Genomic DNA, 16,583 nt, shown 5'->3' on the forward strand with positions numbered 1-16,583 from the left:
AGCGGATGCTGATCCCGTGGCGAAGGCCACGTCCAGATCCTCTCCCAATCGGAGCTCGCCATGTTCGGAAAATCGCTATTCGTTGTCGGCAAACGCGGTACGCCCCCGCATCGGGCCGGACGCCTGGCGGCGCTGTGTATCGCACTGGCCTGCGCATCGCCGGCACTGGCCCGCGATGCGCAGGCGCCGCTGGTGTTCAAGCCCTACGCGATGGAGACCAAGGGCAATGGCACGATCGCGACCGAGGAAGCGTTTCTGGAGGTGCCGCGCAGACACAGCCAGCCCGACGGACCGCGCATCCGTTTGCGCGTGGTGCGCCTGCCCGCGACCGGTGGCGACGGCCGCAGCGCACCCGTGGTCTACCTGGCCGGTGGCCCGGGCGGCTCCGGTTTCGGGACGGCGCTGGGCCCGCGCTGGCCGGTGTTCGACCGTATCCGCCGCGAGACCGATGTGCTGCTGCTCGACCAGCGCGGCACGGACTTTTCGGACATGCCCCCGGAATGCTCGCACGCGCATCGCTTCGACGACGCCCAACCGCTGCAGCGCGAGGCCGCTCTGGTAGCGCTGCGCGCAACCGCCGTCAGCTGCATCGCCGAATGGCGAAAGAGCGGCGTCGACCTGGCCGCCTACACCACGGCCGAAAGCGCCGACGACATCGAATCCCTGAAGCGTGCGATGGGCCTGAAGCGCATCAGCCTATGGGGAATGAGCTATGGCACGCATCTGGCGCTGGCCACCGTGCGCCGACACGGCCCGAGCCTTGAGCGTGTGGTGCTGATGGGCTCCGAGGGGCCTGACGATACGATCAAGTTGCCGTTGGCCGCGGATGCCTTGTTGGCGGATCTGGCCGTCATCGCCAAGAAGGACGGTTTCGACGATCTGCAAGGATCGGCCCGACGCGTGCTGGAAACGCTCCGTCGTCAACCGGCCCAAGGCAGCAGCCCCAAGCACGGCGGTAGAAAAGTCACCATCGGCGAGTACGACGCGAAGCTGGCGATCGCCATTGCGCTGGGCCGGCGCTCCACCCAGCGGATGCTGCCGCTGATGCTGCGCGAAGCTGAAGCGGGCGACTATGGCCTGCTGGCGAGCTTCGTCCTGATGGTGCGCGAGGAACTGGGCGGATTCCGGGCCATGCCGCTGGCGATGGATGTGGCATCCGGCCAGAGTCCCCAGCGCCGCGCCCTGGTCGAGGCACAGGCGCGCGAAAGCATGCTCGGCGACGCCTTGAACTTCCCGTTCCCGGAACTCGCCGACGGCCTCGGACTCGTCGATCTGGGGGAGGCATTCCGCGGGCCGCTGCGTAGCGATGTGCCCGTGCTTTTCGTCAGCGGCACGCTGGACGGCCGCACACCGCACGCCAACGCGCAGGCGCTGCGGCCTGGCTTCAGCCAGGGCAAGGAATTGCTGGTTCGCGGCGCCAGCCATGACAACGAGCTGTGGCTGGGCAACGCGGGCATTGCCGAGAGCATCGCCAACTTCCTCGCCGGCCGGCCGATCGCCGATGAAGTGCTGGACGTGCCGTTGCCGGTGTTCGTCACTAGCAAGTCCGAGCTGTAAGCGTTCGAAGCGCCGCCAGGGCAGCCTGGCGGCGTTAGACGCAACCGCTTCCAACGCGAAGACGACGCAAATGCTCCTCGAGCGCTGTTCAGTCGGAGCTCGCAGTGGCTACAGGAACTTCTGACCCGCCGATCACGACCAATGACTGCTCGCTTGCTCTCTGTGGGCGCGACCGCAGCAGTGAGAGCGGACTCTGCCTTGGGCCGCCGGGCCTGAACGGCGCCGTCAAGCGGCCGGCGGCGGGGCGGCATTCACCGCCCACTGCGCGGCGAACGCGCGCTGATAGGCGGGCCGCGCTTCGCCGCGGGCGACATAGGCGGCCAGGCTCGGGAACTCGTCGAGCAAGCCCGACGGCCTCAGCCGCAGCAGCACCGACACCATCATCAGGTCGCCTGCGCTGAACGCACCGTCGAGCCAGTCGGCATCGCCCAGCCGCGCCGCCAGCTGCACCAGCCGGGCGCGGATACGGTCCATCACCAGCGGCAGCCGTTCCTGCGCCCAGGGCTTGTCGCCTTCCTGGAACTTGACGACGACGATATCGAGGATCGGCGGTTCGACGGTATTGAGCGCGGCGAACATCCAGGCGATCGCGCGCGCCCGCGCATTGGCGTCGTCCGGCAGCAGGCCCGGCCGGCTTTGGGCGAGATGGAGGACGATCGCGCCGGTTTCGAACAGGACGAGGTCGTCCTCCTCCAAGGTGGGAATCTGGCCGAAGGGATGCAGGCGCAGGTGCGCGGGCTCCTTCATGTCGCGGAACGACACCAGGCGAACCTCGTAAGGCTGCCCCACTTCCTCCAGCGCCCAGCGCACGCGCGTGTCGCGCGCCAGGCCCTTGCCCCCGTCGGGCGATCGTTCGAAGGCGGTAATGGTGATGGTCATCGGCGTGCTCCTGGTGGCATGGGGGAGATTTGGCTGCTTACACCATGGCGACGAACAGGCGGACCCGAATTCGACATGAGCCCGGGAAGGATTTCGCACACATCGGCCCTCAGCTTCGACCTGGACCGCCCTCGCCCCGCGATAGTACGGTGAGGACGCCTGGGCGCCGGTGAGCGGCGACTCGGCCGTTGACCTTGAGTCTGAGCCGCTGGACTATCGATCCGTGCCCCGCCCCCATCAGCAATCGACGCCGGCGTCGCCCATCCGTCCTTCCCGGCGCGATTCAACCCAGCTCCAGGAGACCTCATGACCATCAAGCGCATGGACAACGTCGGCATCGTGGTGGACGACCTCGACGCCGCCATCGAGTTCTACACCGAACTGGGCCTGGAGCTCGAAGGGCGTGCTCCCATCGAAGGGCCTTGGGCGGACGGCGTCACCGGCCTGCGCGACATGCGCGTCGAGATGGCCATGATGCGCACGCCGGACGGCCACAGCCGGCTCGAACTCTCCCGATTCCTCGCGCCGCCCGTGATCGCCGATCACCGCAACGCTCCGGTGAACGCCCTCGGGTATCTGCGCGTCATGTTCACTGTGGTGGACATCGACGACACGCTCGCCCGGCTGCGCAAACGCGGCGCGACGCTGGTCGGCGAAGTGGTCCGGTACCAGGATGTGTATCGGCTTTGCTACATCCGGGGACCCGAGGGGATACTCATCGGGCTTGCGCAAGAGCTCGGGCGATAGAAGCCCGTCGAATACCCGAATCGAGCGATCTTGAAGCCGCGTCAATCGGCACGCCCCTGCTCGACGCGATACCTGGCATGAGCACTAGTTCCAGCCACAAGGCCCCGCCGGTCATGCACAGCTTCGGGCATGCCGCACGCAAGCCTCGCGCGACAAGCCTAATCGTCGGACCGTACAAGACCTGGCCGGATGCAGTCTCACGCGGCAGTTAGTCGCCAACCGCTGTGGCAGGCGTCGTCATGTACTCCACGCAAGACCGCGGTTCAAGCCATGCGCGCTTCGGAACCGATCGTCAGGCGCCGTTGTCGCGGTCGTTGCGGTACTGATCGCTGATGCGGGGTCCGGCCAGGGCCTGAGCATGCCGCTTTTTTTCGCGAGAGACGCTGAAACAAGTGCCGGCGATGGCGACGACGAGCACGATAGGCCAGACGAGGACCCCAACGATTTGGCCTGCCCGGTAGGACGAGTCGACGTCCGTCCCCATCATGCCTCCGATGACGCCACCGGCGATCACGCCGACTATGGCCGCGGCGAAGAACCACTTTACGAACGCAAGCAATGCGTGCCCCATCAGAGCCCCCCGTCGGCGTGGAATACGGGTGGAAGTCTGGTCTCGACGGAGGAAACGTGTCAATGCGATGGATTTGGCACAGGAGCTGTGCGAAAGCCAGTGGCTGCCGAACGGGGAATAGACGTTGAAGTCGGCCTTTAGAAAGTAGCCCCCACCCTGCCCCCTGTTTCGGCGATGCCTAACCAGCGCGTGGGCGGATTAGCAGTCCGCCGCCCCCTCGGACCGGCGGACTCATTTGCGAAGCCCCTAACCCACTGGTTAGCATCCTTGCGCGGTGCCGATGGGGACAGCCACAGCACACCCGGCACCGTAGGGCTTTCAAAACTACGCATACAGGGGGATGTATGAATCGGATTTTGATCGTAACGGCCTTGGGGTTGGCCGTGTTTTCCGGACAGGCTGCGGCGGGTGAGCCGGTGTACGGCGTCGACAAGGACCTCGGCGTCGCTCTGGAAAAGAGCGTCGCCGCCGTCGAGAAAGCCGCCATCGCGCACGGCACCTGCGTATCCGCCTATCCGTCGCTCGACACCTGTGAGGAGTCGGCGAAGTTCGCGGGCTATTTCCAGTGCAAGGCCATCCGCGCCAACCACAAGGGCAGCTGCGCCAACAAGCCTTCGGACCTGGACAATCTGATCAAGGCGGCGAACGGCCTGAGCGGCCCGGCCGCCAAAGCCTTCTTGGCGGGAGGCCAGTGATGAACGCCAGAAAGCCGAAGGCGATCGCACCGCTCCTCTTGGGGACACTGCTAGCGCTGTCATTGCCAGCCTATGCCGGCGTCGTCGTGACCGGCGATGGCGCTACGCTGGAAGAAGCGATGGCCGCCGCCACCCGCAATGTCGAGGCCGCCGCCAAAGCGGCGAAGCGCTGCGTGAGTACGTACCCGAAGCTCGATACCTGCGTGCAGTTGGAGAACGGGATGTTCCGCTGTCGCGGGGTTCGCGCCAAGCACAAGGGCAGTTGCAACTAGGCGCCACGCGCGTCAGCTCTGCTCCAGGCCCAGCGTTGGATTTGCAGCGGCTCGGTCACAGCCTTGACCGAGCCGCTTTTGTTTCGCCCCAATGCCAACCCGCCGCGGGCCAGGTACGCCGACGCGAAGCGTTCCATGAGGCAGTAGGCATCGCGCAAGGATACGAGGCGATCGAAGGCGTGATCTGTCAGTGCGGGTGGCGGCATAGGGTGAGCCTACGAAGCTTTTGAAGGCGACGGTTTCCCGAACGCATCATCCACATCCGATGAGACCGGCTCGCAGATATGTTTCGCCGCGTCGCCCACGGCGTTCATGGCGTATTGCATCGCGGCGGCGGCCTGATCGGCCGGCTTCGGTGCGACGAACGAGAGGCGGATCTTCACTATCCTGCTGGGCGACTCGCCTATCCACAGGACGGAGCCGACGTCCTCGTTCTCCTTGGTCCACCGGTAGAGCCCCAACTGCCCAGGGGCGGGGTGACCCGCCAAGACGATCTGCGCAAAGTTGCGCGTAACGATTTCCATGCCTGGATGCGCCGCCACGATTTCGGTTTCGGCCCCTCTGAATTCCGTTTCCACGCTCGCGGACCGCGATTTGTCCATGAGGTACACCGTCAGCGCGGTCCGGTAGGGGCGCGCGTTATAGCCGAAAATTTTCCCCAGGCGATCCCGGTGCAGCGCGTCGTGATCCTCTTTCGAGAAGCTGAAGGCCTCCAGATCGCCGATGCGCGCAGGAAAGCACGCGCTTTGAACCGGCTCCGATTTGGCTTCGCCCGCGAACGTCACACCGGCCGCGCCACACATGGCGATCGCCAATACCCAACGTCTCATCGCTTCCCCCGGACTTTTCATACGTTGACAGTCATGTTGCCCGCGCCAGCGACGATCAACCTCTGCTGCAGGACACCTGCACTTCGCCCTGCGCGTCCATCGAACCCAACGGGATCGTGACCATGCTCTGCCCGTCGAACCGGAGGATGCGCTTTGTATCCGAGTTCTTGCGGGCTCTCATGGCATCCAACGTGGCCTGCCCGTGGGCGACCGTGAACGCAGGATGGTCGGAGGAAAGGAACTTCGACGAGTTGAACCGGACTTCGATCAAGTCGCCCTGCAGCGACCAGGTACCGGTGTTGCGGGTTTCGGTGCGGATTTGCAGGCCTTCGCGGGTGTAGGTGACGAAGCTGTGTTCGGTGAAGTAGCCGTTGTCGGAGTAGACGCGACGGTCGATGGTCGAAGCCGAGAGGTCGGGGCCGGGTGTTTCGTAGGGGCCGCAGGTCCAGGCGCCGACGATGTCGGGGGCCTGGGGAGCGGCTAACACTGCGAGAGGGAGCGCCAGCCCTAGCGTGAACGACAGGAATCGAAAACGCATGGGAGCTCCTGGATGGATTGAATGGTGCGTTTTGGGAGTGTAGCGACAGGGTGATGCGATTGGCGGCGGCGCGGGGTTGTGAAAGTTCCGAGGCGGGCCTGAGGCGCGTCTTTGGTTTAGGCGGAAGGTGGGGCAAGAGCAAATCCTCCCCAGCCCTCCTTTTTCAAAGGAGGGGGCTAAAGCGCGAAGCGGGGGATCGGTGTTTTTGCGGCAGGTGGGGTTCGTGGTCGCGGCTTGCGCCGTTCCTACCCGGAGATTGGGAGCGTTCGTTGGCGCTTGGGGAGCTGGCGCCGGTCAGATGCCAGAAACGACAAAGCCCCGCGTCGCGGGGCTTTGAGGTGTGGTGCCGGAAATAGGAATCGAACCTACGACCTACGCATTACGAATGCGCCGCTCTACCAACTGAGCTATTCCGGCGGTGTTACGGGCCTCGGCCTTGCGGCGTGGGCGTCCGCGGGCAGGCCGCGGGGGTGTGAATTGTAGGGTTGGGCACCGGGGCGGGTCAATTCAGCCGGGTCGGAAGGCGCCCTGCCCGCTCCCGGCCTCAGCCGACCAGGCGCAGGCGCAGTTCCTTGGGCAGGGCGAAGACCATGTCCTCGGGCTCGCCGTCGAGCTCGTTGACGCGCTGCGCGCCGAGTTCGCGCAGGCGCTCGATGACGCCGCGCACCAGCACTTCCGGGGCGGAGGCGCCGGCGGTGATGCCGATACGCTTGCGGCCCTTGACCCATTCCGGGTCGATCTCGACGGCGCCGTCGATCAGGTAGGCTTCCACGCCCTCGCGCTCGGACAGCTCGCGCAGGCGGTTGGAGTTGGAGCTGTTGGGCGAACCGACCACCAGCACCAGGTCGCACTTTGCGGCCAGTTCGCGCACGGCGTCCTGGCGGTTCTGGGTGGCGTAGCAGATGTCGTCGTGGCGCGGGCCCTGGATAGCCGGGTACTTGGCGCGCATGGCTTCGATCACGCTGCGGGTGTCGTCCACCGACAGCGTGGTCTGGGTGGTGTAGGCCAGATTCTCGGGCTGGTCGACGTCGAGCGCGGCGACATCGTCGGCGTCCTCGACCAGATAGATGCGGCCGGAGCCGGCTTCGCGCCGCCACTGGCCCATGGTGCCTTCGACTTCCGGGTGGCCTTCATGACCGATCAGGATCACGTCTCGGCCGGCGCGGCAGTGGCGCGAGACTTCCAGGTGCACCTTGGTGACCAGCGGGCAGGTCGCGTCGAACACTTTCAGGCCGCGGCGCTCGGCTTCCTCGCGCACGGCCTTGGACACGCCGTGGGCGCTGAAGATCACGGTGGCGCCGTCGGGCACTTCGTCGAGCTCTTCGACGAAGATCGCGCCGCGGTGCTTGAGGTCGTCGACCACGAAGCGGTTGTGCACGACTTCGTGGCGCACGTAGATCGGCGCGCCCAGGGTCTCGATCGCGCGTTTGACGATCTCGATCGCGCGGTCGACGCCGGCGCAGAAACCGCGGGGATTGGCGAGCAGGACGTCCATGGGCCGATTGTACTCCTGCCCTAGCCCTTGGGCTTGGCCGGGGGCGTCGCGAACAGGCCGACCAGGGCGATCCCGACCGCGCCGGCCACGATCGCCGAGTCGGCCAGGTTGAAGGCCGGCCAGTAGTGCTCCTGCCAATGCCACTGGATGAAGTCGACCACGTGGCCGTGCAGCAGGCGATCGATGACGTTGCCCAGGGCGCCGCCGATCACCAGCGCGTAGGGCAGCGCGGTCTTCCAGTCGCCGCGCGCGGTGCGCCGCAGCCAGGCCGCGAGCAGGCCGCTGATGGCCACCGCCAGCACCACGAAGAAGTACTTCTGCCAGCCGCCGGCGTCGCTGAGGAAGCTGAAGGCGGCGCCGGTGTTGTAGGTGCGGTACCAGTTCCAGACGCCTTCGATGACCGGGATGGCGGTGTACTCGGGCAGCGAGGACAGCACCCAGGCCTTGCTGAGCTGGTCGAGCACGATCACCACGACCGAGACGATCAGCCAGGGCAGCGCGTTCTTGCTGGGGAGTTGCGACATCGTGTTGCGCTCCTGGTTCCGGCGGGGCCGGAAGCCCGGTGAAGAGGTCCGCGGGGGACCCGGTGATTCGGCTATCGCTCCGCATCGGGTCGACGCGGAGAGGATGAGGGACGAGGGTTCAGAACCAGCGACGGTCCTCGCCCGCGCCGGCGACGTTGTCTACACAGCGGCCGCACAGTTCCGGATGCGTGGGGTCGCTACCGACGTCGGCACGGTAATGCCAGCAGCGCACGCACTTGCTCTTGGCGGTCGGCGCGGCGGTCACCGCGATGTCCTTGATCGCATCGTCGGCGACGATTTCGACGTCGCCGCTGATGAACAGGAAGCGCAGCTCGTCGGCGAACGGCGCCAGCCAGTTCTGATCGGCGACGCCGCAACGCAGCGCGATCTCGGCCTCGAGCGCGGCGCCGATCTTGCCTTCGGCGCGCATCGGTTCCAGGGTCTTGCTGACGTCGTCGCGCAGGGCCAGCAGGCGGGCGAAGTCCTCGGCCGACAGCGGCGCCTCGTCGGACAGCAGGGCCAGGCCGTCGTACCAGGTAGTGAACAGCACGTTGCCTTCGCGCGCGCCCTGTTCGGTGTTGGCCGGCAGGTGGCGCCACATCTCGTCGGCGGTGTAGGCCAGGATCGGCGCGATCCAGCGCACGAAGGCCTCGGCGATGCGGTACATCGCGCTCTGCGCCGAACGGCGGCCGCGCGAGTTCTCCTGCATCGTGTACAGGCGGTCCTTGGTCACGTCCAGGTACAACGAGCCCAGGTCGACGCTGCAGAAGTTCGACAACGCCTGCACGATCTCGGCGAAGTCGTAACGCTCGTAGGCGGCGGCGATGCGGTCCTGCAGTTCGGCCGCGCGGTGCACGATCCATCGGTCCAGGGCGACCATGTCGCCCAGCGCGACCAGATCGCGCGCGGGGTCGAAACCGCTGAGGTTGCCGAGCAGGAAGCGCGCGGTGTTGCGGATGCGGCGGTAGACGTCGGCGTTCTGCTTGAGGATCTTGTCGGAGACCGTCATCTCGTTGCGGAACTCGGTCGAGGCCACCCACAGGCGCAGCACGTCGGCGCCCAGGGTGTCGGTGACCTTGTCCGGCGCGAGCGCGTTGAACATCGACTTCGACATCTTCTTGCCGTGTTCGTCGACGGTGAAGCCGTGGGTCAGCACCTGCCGGTACGGCGCCACGCCGTCCATCGCCACGCCGCTGAGCAGCGCGCTGTGGAACCAGCCGCGGTGCTGGTCGGAGCCTTCCAGGTACAGGTCGGCGGGCTTATGCAGGCCGTCCTGCGGACGCTGCGCGAGCACGCACTCGTGGCTGGTGCCGGAGTCGAACCAGACGTCGAGGATGTCGTTGACCTTCTCGTAGTCCGCGGCTTCGTCGCCCAGCAGTTGCTCGGCGGTCATCGCGTACCAGGCGTCGGTGCCCTCGCGTTCGACCGCGTCGGCGACCTGACGCATGATTTCGCCGGTGCGCGGATGCGGCAGCCCGGTCTCGCGATGGAAGAACAGCGCGATCGGCACGCCCCAATAGCGTTGGCGCGAGATCGTCCAGTCCGGACGGCCCTCGATCATGTTGTAGATGCGCGCCTCGCCCCAGCCCGGCACCCAGGACACGCCGCCGATCGCGGCCAGCGCGTCGCGACGCAGGCCGGCCTGCTCCATCGAGATGAACCACTGCGGGGTGGCGCGGAACACCACCGGCGTCTTGTGGCGCCAGCAATGCGGGTAGCTGTGCTTGATGCGGCCGGCGGCGAGCAGCGCGCCGCGCGCGCGCAGCACCTCGACGATGATCGGATCGATCTTGAAGATGTGCTGGCCGGCCAGCGCATGGCCGTCGGCCGGCGGCGTCGACGGCAGGTACAGGCCGCGCGCGTCGACCGGATTGATCTGGGCGGCGCTGTAGCGCTCGACCAGGCCGTACTTCAGGCCGACCGCGTAGTCCTCCTGGCCGTGGCCGGGCGCGGTGTGGACCGCGCCGGTGCCGGCGTCGACGGTGACGTGGTCGCCCAGCAGGACCGGGATCTCGCGCTCGTAGAACGGATGCTGCAGGCGCAGGCCCTCGAAGGCGACGCCCGGCTGCGGGCCCCACTCGCTCGCCTGCACGCTCGCGCCCTGCTTCAGCGCGTCGCGGTTGGCCAGCGTGGTCAGGAAACCCGCGGTGAGGTCGTGCGCGACCAGCAGGTATTCGGGGCGCTGAGCGTCCTCGCGGAACAAGCCTTCCGAGCCCGCCTCCAGCTTGACCAGCATGTAGTTCACTTCCGGGCCCAGCGTGACCGCCAGGCTGGCCGGCAGCGTCCACGGCGTGGTGGTCCAGATCGGCACCGACAGCGGCGCGCCGTCGTCGGCGAGGCCGAAGGCGTCGAACACGCGCTTGCGGTCCAGCACCGGATAACGCACGTAGATTTCGGTGGATTCCTTGTCCTGGTACTCGATCTCGGCCTCGGCCAGCGCCGAGCCGCAGTCGAAGCACCAGTGCACCGGCTTGGAGCCGCGCACCAGATGGCCGCGATCGACGATCTTGGCCAGCGAACGCATGATGTCCGCCTCGTAGCGGAAATCCATGGTGCGGTAGGGATGGTCCCAATCGCCGGTCACGCCCAGGCGCTTGAAGCCGCGGCGCTGGATGTCGATCTGGCTGGTCGCGTACTCGCGGCACTTGGCGCGGAATTCGGCGGCGTCGAGCACGCGTCCGTCGACGGTGCTGCCGACCTTGCCGAATTCCTTCTCGACCTTGTGCTCGATCGGCAGGCCGTGGCAGTCCCAGCCCGGCACGTAAGGCGCATCGAAGCCGGCCAGCAGCTTGGACTTGACCACGATGTCCTTGAGCACCTTGTTGACCGCGTGGCCGACATGGATCTCGCCGTTCGCGTACGGCGGGCCGTCGTGCAGCACGAAGCTGCGCTCGCGGCCGCCGGTCTTCTCGCGAATTCGCTGATACAGACCTTCGCTCTCCCAGCGCGCCAGGGTTTCCGGCTCGCGCTTGGGCAGATCGCCACGCATCGGGAAATCGGTCGCCGGCAGCAGCAGGCTGGCCTTGTAGGCGTTGCCGGGGGCGGGTTGGCTGGGGTCGTTGGTCACAGCGGGTCTCAGGCAGTTTTCTCGGCCGCGTCGGCGGCCCGAGCTGGCGACGTAGACGCACGTCGAGGGTCGTGGTGCGGAAGTTCGGTGTGCATCGGTTGCAGCGAGCGGCGCTGCGCATCCAGCACCAGCAGCTCGCGCGCCTGGGCGGCGTCGCGGTGCATCTGCTGGGTCAGCGAAGCCAGATCGGGGAACTTGAGCTCGGCGCGCAGGTGGGCGACGAACTCGACCTCGATGCGACGACCGTACAGGTCGCCGTCGAAGTCGAACAGATGCGCTTCCAGCAGCGGTTCGACGCCGTCCACGGTCGGACGCGTGCCCAGGCTGGACACCGACGCGCGCGGACGCTCGCCGACACCGTGCACCCAGGTCGCGTAGATCCCCGACAAGGCCGGGGTCTTGCCGCCGAAGCGCAGGTTGGCGGTCGGGAACCCCAGGGTGCGGCCGAGCTGCTGGCCGCGCACCACGCGCCCGCCGATCGCATAAGGGCGCCCGAGCAGGCCGGCGGCGGCGGCGAAGTCGCCGGCCAGCAGCGCGGCGCGGATGCGGGTGCTGGAGACGCGTTCGCCGTCGTGGTGCACGGGCTCGATCTCGTGCGCCTCGAAGCCGCACTCCTCGCCGAGCCGGCGCAGCACGCCGATATCGCCGCCACGGGCCTTGCCGAAACGGAACTCGGGGCCGACCCAGACCTCGCGGGCGCCCAGGCGCTCGACCAGCACGCGGCGCACGAAGGTCTCGGCGTCCAGGCCGCTGAGGCGGGCGTTGAAACGCAGCAGGCCGACCTGGTCGGCGTCCAGCGCGAGCAGGCCCTCGGCCTTGGCGCGCGGCAGCAGCAGGCGCGGCGGCGGCGCCGACGGGGCGAAGAATTCGCGCGGCAGCGGCTCGAAGCTCAAGGCCACCGCCGGCACGCCCAGCGCGTGCGCACGCGCGACCGTGTGGCGCACCAGCGCGCGATGCCCGAGGTGCAGGCCATCGAAGGCGCCGATGCAGACCACACTGCCGTGCGGGCAACGGGGCCCGCCCTCGACGTCACGAAACAGCCTGCTCATGGGATTGCGTGGGGGACCGGCTCGAAAGGAGCGTTCAAAAGGATGAATCAGGAAGTATAGCCGGCGCGGGCGACTCTCAAGCCGCCTGCGCCGGACTCAGTGCCCGCGCAGGTCGCGCGGGCGGATGCCCTGCAGCCACAGCATCGCGGCGTAGACCGCGCCGCCTGCGCCCACCGTCACCGCGAGCTTCCAGCCGCGCTCCCACCACGGCCACGCGGTCCAGCCCTGCCACAGCCACAACAGGGCCAGCACCACCGCGCTCATCGCCACGGCGGCCACGCCGATCTGACGCAGGAAGCGGCCCCAGCCGGGCTGGCGCGCGTAGACCCGCGCGCGCCGCAGGTACCAGGCCAGTTGCAGCGCGTTGACCCAGCCGGCGATCGCGATCGCCAGCGCCAGGCAGGCGTGCGCGCCGGGCACGTAGCCCAGGGCTTCGCGCAGATGCCCGCCGCTGCGCAGCAACGCGGCCTGGCCGGCCTCGGTGAAGTACAGCGCGCTCAGCAACAGGGCCACGGTCGCGACCAGGTTCACGATCACCGACACCACCGCCGATTTCACCGGGGTCTTGGTGTCCTGACGCGAATAGAAGGCCGGCGCCAGCACCTTCACCAGCAGGAACGCCGGCACCGCGGTGGACTGCGCCATCAGGCTCAGGCGGATCATCTCGGTGTCGGTGGCGCTGAGGCGGCCGTACTGGAACAGGGTCGCGATCAAGGCCTCGGCACACAACACCAGGCCCAGGCAGGCCGGAATGCCGATCAGCAGGCACAGCCGGAAACCCCAATCCAGCCCCTTGGAAAAGCCCTGCGGATCGGTCGCGGCATGGCGCTTGGACAAATGCGGCAGGATCACGGTGCCGATCGCGACGCCGAACATGCCCAGCGGGAATTCCAGCAGGCGGTCGGTCAGATACAGCCAGGTCACGCTGCCGGCGATCAGGAACGAAGCCAGCGCGGTGTTGAGCAGTAGATTGAGCTGAGCCACCGAGGAGCCGAACAGGGTCGGCACCATCAACCGCATGATCTTGCGCACGCCCGCGTGCGCCCCGCCCCAGCGCGGCCGCGGCAGCAGGCCCAGCTTGGACAGCGCCGGCAACTGGAACACCAGTTGCAGGATGCCCGCCACGAACACGCCCCAGGCCAGCGCCAGCACCGGCTCCAGGCCCAGCGGCCGCATCAGCGGCACCGCGCACACCGCGGCGGCGATCATCGACAGGTTCAGCAGCACCGGCGACAGCGCCGGAATCGCGAAGCGCTCATAGCTGTTCAGTACCCCGCCGACCAGCGAGGCCAGGGAGATGAACAAGGCGTATGGGAAGGTGATCTGCAGCATCTGGGTGGCCAGGCGGTACTGCTCGGTGCCCGGCTCAAAGCCCGGCGCGAACAGCTGCATCACCCAGGGTGCGGCCAGCACCACCGCCGCGGTCAGCACCAGCAAGGCGGCAGTCAGGGTGCCGGTGACCCGGTCGACCAGTTCCTTGACCGCGGCGTGGTCCTGCTTTTCCTTGTACTCGGCCAACACCGGCACGAAGGCCATCGAGAACGAGCCCTCGGCCGAGAGCCGACGCAGGAAATTCGGGATCCGGAACGCGATGAAGAACGCGTCCATGGCCGGGCTGGCGCCGAACTGCCAGGCGTAGACCTGGTCGCGGACCAGGCCGGAGACCCGCGAAATCAGGGTCATGGCGCTGAAAACCACCGAGGAACGCAGCAAACCGGCCTTGCTCATCGCCCGCCCCCGGCCATTCCCGCGGCGGCGCCTGCCCAGTTGACGCAAGTCACTGAATCGGCCATACTTTTGGGTCTGATTTTCCGCAATTGCATTTTTGCACCCAGTTCCATCACAGCTTTCAACCAAATTTTCCAGGAAACCACCCGTGGCAAACATCAAGTCCGCCAAGAAGCGCGCCAAGCAGACGGTCGTCCGCAATGCCCGTAACGCCAGCCAGCGTTCGATGCTGCGTACCGCCGTGAAGAAGGTGCTGAAGGCCCTCGGCGAGAACGACGCCGCCGGTGCCAAGTCCGCGTTCGACGTCGCTCAGCCGATCCTCGACCGCTTCAGCTCCCGTGGCCTGATCCACAAGAACAAGGCCGCGCGCCATAAGAGCCGCCTGTCGGCCCGCATCAAGGCGCTGTCCGCCGCCTGATTGCGACGCGACTGCGGTTAGCGCCGCAGCAGCATGCGAAAACCCGGCTTCGGCCGGGTTTTTGCTTTTTGCGGGCAGGCGATTCACGACGCACGCGGCCGCGCGTGCGGAAACATTCGCGACGGAAGCCGCGCCGTATGCGTGCCGGGACATGCGGCGCATCGTCGGCGCCGCGCGTGAAGCGAGTAAGAAGCGTTGCGCGCCCTCGCCTCGCGCGGCGACGGCGCGGCCGGCGATGCGCGCGGCCAAGTGCGGCGCGCGACGAGCGCCGCTTAGGGTCGAAATTGAACGCCGAGCCCGCGGCTCAGGGCGCATGTTCGCCGGCGGCGTTCGCGGCTTCCAGCGCCTCTTCGCGCTGACGGTCGAAGAAGGCCATCACGTCCAGCATGATCGGCCAGGTGCCGTCGCGGCCGATCGCCGAGACTAGGTACCAGCGATCCTTCCAACCCAGTTCGTCGACGATCGCCTGCGCCGCGGCCTGCTGCTCTTCTTCCAGCAGCAGGTCGGCCTTGTTGAGCACCAGCCAGCGCGGCTTGGCCAGCAGTTCGGGATCGTGCTTGGCCAGTTCGCGCTCGATCGCGCGCACCTGCTCGGCCGGGCTCACGCCCTCCACTCCGCCTTCCATCGGCGCGATGTCGACCAGGTGCAGCAGCAGACGCGTGCGCTGCAGATGGCGCAGGAACTGCGCGCCCAGGCCGGCGCCGTCGGCGGCGCCTTCGATCAGGCCCGGAATGTCGGCGATCACGAAGCTGCGGTGCGCTTCCACGCTGACCACGCCCAGATTCGGATACAGCGTGGTGAACGGATAGTCGGCGACCTTGGGCGTGGCCGCCGAGACCGCGCGGATCAGGGTGCTCTTGCCCGCGTTCGGGAAGCCCAGCAGGCCAACGTCGGCGAGCAGCTTGAGTTCGAGCTTGAGTTCGCGCTGCTCGCCCGGCAGACCCGGCAGGGCCTTGCGCGGGGTGCGGTTGGTCGAACTCTTGAAATGCATGTTGCCCAGGCCGCCCTTGCCGCCGCGCGCGACCAGCAGACGGTCGCCGCTGGTGGTCAGGTCGCCGATCACCTCGTCGGTCTCGACGTTGGTGACCACGGTACCGACCGGGACCACGATGACCAGATCGTCGCCGCCCTTGCCGTAGGCCTGCCGACCCATGCCGTTCTCGCCGCGCTGGGCGCGGAACTGCTTCTGGTGGCGGAAATCGACCAGGGTGTTGACGTTCTCGTCGGCGACCAGCCAGACGCTGCCGCCGGCACCGCCGTCGCCGCCGTCCGGCCCGCCCAGCGGAATGAACTTCTCGCGACGGAAGCCGATGCAGCCGTTGCCGCCGTTACCGGCGATGACTTGGATTTCTGCTTCGTCGACGAGTTTCATAAGAGCCGGGATTGGGGATTCGGGATTGGGGATTCGTAGAGCAAAAACGGGGCCACCGGAGATTGTAGCGGGAGCGGGAAGTCCGGGTTTTCGCTGTTGCGAATCCCGAATCCCGAATCCCCAATCCCGGCTTAGAAACGAAAAGCCCCGCCGAAGCGGGGCCCTTCGCGTACCGCGCGTCGCGCTTAGGCGACGACGCTGACGGTGCGACGCTTCTTCGGACCCTTGGTCGAGAACTCGACCTTGCCGTCGACCAGCGCGAACAGGGTGTGGTCGCGGCCGAGGCCGACGCCGGCGCCCGGATGGAACTGGGTGCCGCGCTGACGCACGATGATGTTGCCGGCCTCGATGGCCTGGCCGCCGTAGATCTTCACGCCCAGGTACTTCGGGTTGGAGTCGCGGCCGTTGCGGGTAGAACCTACGCCCTTTTTGTGTGCCATGGCTGCTGCTCCTTACTTGTTGTCGCCACCGGCGATGCCGGTGATCTCGATTTCGGTGTAGTGCTGACGGTGGCCCATCTGCTTGCGATGGTGCTTACGGCGGCGGAACTTGACGATGCGCACCTTGTCGGCGCGGCCGTGGCCGACGACCTTGGCGGTGACGCTGGCGCCCTTGAGCGCGTCGCCGAGCTTCACACCTTCGCCATCGCCCAGCATCAGGACGGTGTCAAACTTGATCTCGCTGCCGGCTTCGACATCGAGCAGCTCGACGCGGAGCGTCTCGCCTTGCATCACGCGGTATTGCTTACCGCCGGTGACCAGTACTGCGTACATGACCGGTATTCCTCTGTAGTTATTTTGGTCGCTGCCGCACCCAATAGCGGGCGGACAGAAGCGGAATT

General features: G+C 67.2%; 17 protein-coding genes and 1 tRNA gene. 5 read left to right on the plus strand and 13 right to left on the minus strand.

Translation table 11 applies throughout. From position 1 onward, the window contains the following. The first annotated feature begins 60 nt into the window (after positions 1–60). A complete protein-coding gene (locus tag ASE43_RS04695; RefSeq protein WP_082607097.1) occupies positions 61–1,557 on the plus strand; it encodes an alpha/beta hydrolase in 1,497 nt (498 codons plus the stop codon). A gap of 225 nt (positions 1,558–1,782) precedes the next feature. Here ASE43_RS04695 and ASE43_RS04700 read toward each other — a convergent pair whose 3' ends face one another. Continuing rightward, entirely contained in the window at positions 1,783–2,436 is a 654-nt protein-coding gene (locus ASE43_RS04700) for a glutathione S-transferase family protein (RefSeq protein ID WP_056175902.1), read from the minus strand. A 306-nt stretch (positions 2,437–2,742) separates the two neighbouring features. Between ASE43_RS04700 and ASE43_RS04705 the strand changes: the two genes are divergently transcribed. Beyond that, positions 2,743–3,183 carry a VOC family protein gene (locus ASE43_RS04705; RefSeq protein ID WP_057159610.1) on the plus strand — a complete coding sequence of 147 codons (441 nt, stop codon included), beginning with the start codon at positions 2,743–2,745 and terminating at the stop codon, positions 3,181–3,183. Positions 3,184–3,475: 292 nt separating this feature from the next. On the opposite strand, the gene ASE43_RS04710 is transcribed toward ASE43_RS04705, so the two are convergent. Further along, entirely contained in the window at positions 3,476–3,754 is a 279-nt protein-coding gene (locus tag ASE43_RS04710; protein WP_056175908.1) for a hypothetical protein, read from the minus strand. Positions 3,755–4,098: 344 nt separating this feature from the next. Between ASE43_RS04710 and ASE43_RS04715 the strand changes: the two genes are divergently transcribed. Together ASE43_RS04715 and ASE43_RS04720 are read left to right on the plus strand one after the other, a co-directional pair. Beyond that, positions 4,099–4,449, plus strand: coding sequence for a hypothetical protein (locus ASE43_RS04715; RefSeq protein WP_157489555.1), 351 nt, complete (start codon positions 4,099–4,101; stop codon positions 4,447–4,449). Then, positions 4,449–4,721 (plus strand): hypothetical protein, encoded by a 273-nt coding sequence (locus ASE43_RS04720; RefSeq protein WP_057159611.1) that lies wholly within the window; start codon positions 4,449–4,451, stop codon positions 4,719–4,721. Before ASE43_RS04715 ends, ASE43_RS04720 begins: the two co-directional genes overlap by 1 nt. 215 nt (positions 4,722–4,936) lie before the next feature. Here ASE43_RS04720 and ASE43_RS04725 read toward each other — a convergent pair whose 3' ends face one another. The 8 genes from ASE43_RS04725 to murJ all read right to left on the minus strand — a co-directional run bounded on the left by ASE43_RS04725 (position 4,937) and on the right by murJ (position 13,952). Continuing rightward, complete coding sequence (locus ASE43_RS04725) at positions 4,937–5,536, minus strand: hypothetical protein (protein ID WP_162258751.1); 600 nt, start codon at positions 5,534–5,536, stop codon at positions 4,937–4,939. Between the two features lie 70 nt (positions 5,537–5,606). Further along, a complete protein-coding gene (locus ASE43_RS04730; protein ID WP_057159613.1) occupies positions 5,607–6,089 on the minus strand; it encodes a hypothetical protein in 483 nt (160 codons plus the stop codon). A 341-nt stretch (positions 6,090–6,430) separates the two neighbouring features. Next, positions 6,431–6,506, minus strand: a tRNA-Thr gene (locus tag ASE43_RS04735). A gap of 127 nt (positions 6,507–6,633) precedes the next feature. Beyond that, a complete protein-coding gene (gene ispH, locus ASE43_RS04740) occupies positions 6,634–7,584 on the minus strand; it encodes a 4-hydroxy-3-methylbut-2-enyl diphosphate reductase (RefSeq protein WP_056175923.1) in 951 nt (316 codons plus the stop codon). A gap of 20 nt (positions 7,585–7,604) precedes the next feature. Continuing rightward, positions 7,605–8,108 (minus strand): signal peptidase II, encoded by a 504-nt coding sequence (gene lspA / locus ASE43_RS04745; RefSeq protein ID WP_056175926.1) that lies wholly within the window; start codon positions 8,106–8,108, stop codon positions 7,605–7,607. Between the two features lie 118 nt (positions 8,109–8,226). Then, positions 8,227–11,097, minus strand: coding sequence for an isoleucine--tRNA ligase (gene ileS, locus ASE43_RS04750; protein WP_057159874.1), 2,871 nt, complete (start codon positions 11,095–11,097; stop codon positions 8,227–8,229). A gap of 86 nt (positions 11,098–11,183) precedes the next feature. Next, the gene (locus ASE43_RS04755) at positions 11,184–12,224 is read right to left on the minus strand and encodes a bifunctional riboflavin kinase/FAD synthetase (protein WP_057159614.1); all 1,041 of its coding nucleotides are present in this window, start codon (positions 12,222–12,224) and stop codon (positions 11,184–11,186) included. Positions 12,225–12,320: 96 nt separating this feature from the next. Next, positions 12,321–13,952, minus strand: a complete 1,632-nt coding sequence (murJ, locus tag ASE43_RS04760) for a murein biosynthesis integral membrane protein MurJ (RefSeq protein WP_056175930.1) — start codon at positions 13,950–13,952, stop codon at positions 12,321–12,323. A gap of 148 nt (positions 13,953–14,100) precedes the next feature. Here murJ and rpsT point away from each other — a divergent pair, with 148 nt between their 5' ends. Continuing rightward, complete coding sequence (gene rpsT / locus ASE43_RS04765) at positions 14,101–14,370, plus strand: 30S ribosomal protein S20 (RefSeq protein ID WP_056175933.1); 270 nt, start codon at positions 14,101–14,103, stop codon at positions 14,368–14,370. 304 nt (positions 14,371–14,674) lie between these two features. Here rpsT and cgtA read toward each other — a convergent pair whose 3' ends face one another. The 3 genes from cgtA to rplU all read right to left on the minus strand — a co-directional run bounded on the left by cgtA (position 14,675) and on the right by rplU (position 16,515). Continuing rightward, on the minus strand, positions 14,675–15,742 hold the full coding sequence (gene cgtA, locus ASE43_RS04770) for an Obg family GTPase CgtA (protein ID WP_056175936.1): 1,068 nt from the start codon (positions 15,740–15,742) through the stop codon (positions 14,675–14,677). Positions 15,743–15,927: 185 nt separating this feature from the next. Then, on the minus strand, positions 15,928–16,182 hold the full coding sequence (rpmA, locus tag ASE43_RS04775) for a 50S ribosomal protein L27 (protein WP_056175940.1): 255 nt from the start codon (positions 16,180–16,182) through the stop codon (positions 15,928–15,930). 12 nt (positions 16,183–16,194) lie between these two features. Then, entirely contained in the window at positions 16,195–16,515 is a 321-nt protein-coding gene (rplU, locus tag ASE43_RS04780) for a 50S ribosomal protein L21 (RefSeq protein ID WP_036113830.1), read from the minus strand. Positions 16,516–16,583: the final 68 nt, after the last annotated feature.

The sequence above is a fragment of the Lysobacter sp. Root983 genome (genome assembly GCF_001429345.1).
Classification (GTDB): domain Bacteria; phylum Pseudomonadota; class Gammaproteobacteria; order Xanthomonadales; family Xanthomonadaceae; genus Lysobacter.

Excerpts from the sequence above, each read along its gene's own strand:
- ASE43_RS04695 (WP_082607097.1), top strand. The coding sequence starts at position 61 with ATGTTCGGAAAATCGCTATTCGTTGTCGGCAAACGCGGTACGCCCCCG.
- cgtA (WP_056175936.1), bottom strand. The coding sequence starts at position 15,742 with ATGAAACTCGTCGACGAAGCAGAAATCCAAGTCATCGCCGGTAACGGC.
- rpmA (WP_056175940.1), bottom strand. The coding sequence starts at position 16,182 with ATGGCACACAAAAAGGGCGTAGGTTCTACCCGCAACGGCCGCGACTCC.
- ileS (WP_057159874.1), bottom strand. The coding sequence starts at position 11,097 with ATGCGTGGCGATCTGCCCAAGCGCGAGCCGGAAACCCTGGCGCGCTGG.
- ASE43_RS04715 (WP_157489555.1), top strand. The coding sequence starts at position 4,099 with ATGAATCGGATTTTGATCGTAACGGCCTTGGGGTTGGCCGTGTTTTCC.
- ASE43_RS04730 (WP_057159613.1), bottom strand. The coding sequence starts at position 6,089 with ATGCGTTTTCGATTCCTGTCGTTCACGCTAGGGCTGGCGCTCCCTCTC.
- ASE43_RS04755 (WP_057159614.1), bottom strand. The coding sequence starts at position 12,224 with ATGAGCAGGCTGTTTCGTGACGTCGAGGGCGGGCCCCGTTGCCCGCAC.
- lspA (WP_056175926.1), bottom strand. The coding sequence starts at position 8,108 with ATGTCGCAACTCCCCAGCAAGAACGCGCTGCCCTGGCTGATCGTCTCG.
- ispH (WP_056175923.1), bottom strand. The coding sequence starts at position 7,584 with ATGGACGTCCTGCTCGCCAATCCCCGCGGTTTCTGCGCCGGCGTCGAC.
- ASE43_RS04720 (WP_057159611.1), top strand. The coding sequence starts at position 4,449 with ATGAACGCCAGAAAGCCGAAGGCGATCGCACCGCTCCTCTTGGGGACA.
- ASE43_RS04705 (WP_057159610.1), top strand. The coding sequence starts at position 2,743 with ATGACCATCAAGCGCATGGACAACGTCGGCATCGTGGTGGACGACCTC.
- ASE43_RS04700 (WP_056175902.1), bottom strand. The coding sequence starts at position 2,436 with ATGACCATCACCATTACCGCCTTCGAACGATCGCCCGACGGGGGCAAG.
- murJ (WP_056175930.1), bottom strand. The coding sequence starts at position 13,952 with ATGAGCAAGGCCGGTTTGCTGCGTTCCTCGGTGGTTTTCAGCGCCATG.
- ASE43_RS04710 (WP_056175908.1), bottom strand. The coding sequence starts at position 3,754 with ATGGGGCACGCATTGCTTGCGTTCGTAAAGTGGTTCTTCGCCGCGGCC.
- rplU (WP_036113830.1), bottom strand. The coding sequence starts at position 16,515 with ATGTACGCAGTACTGGTCACCGGCGGTAAGCAATACCGCGTGATGCAA.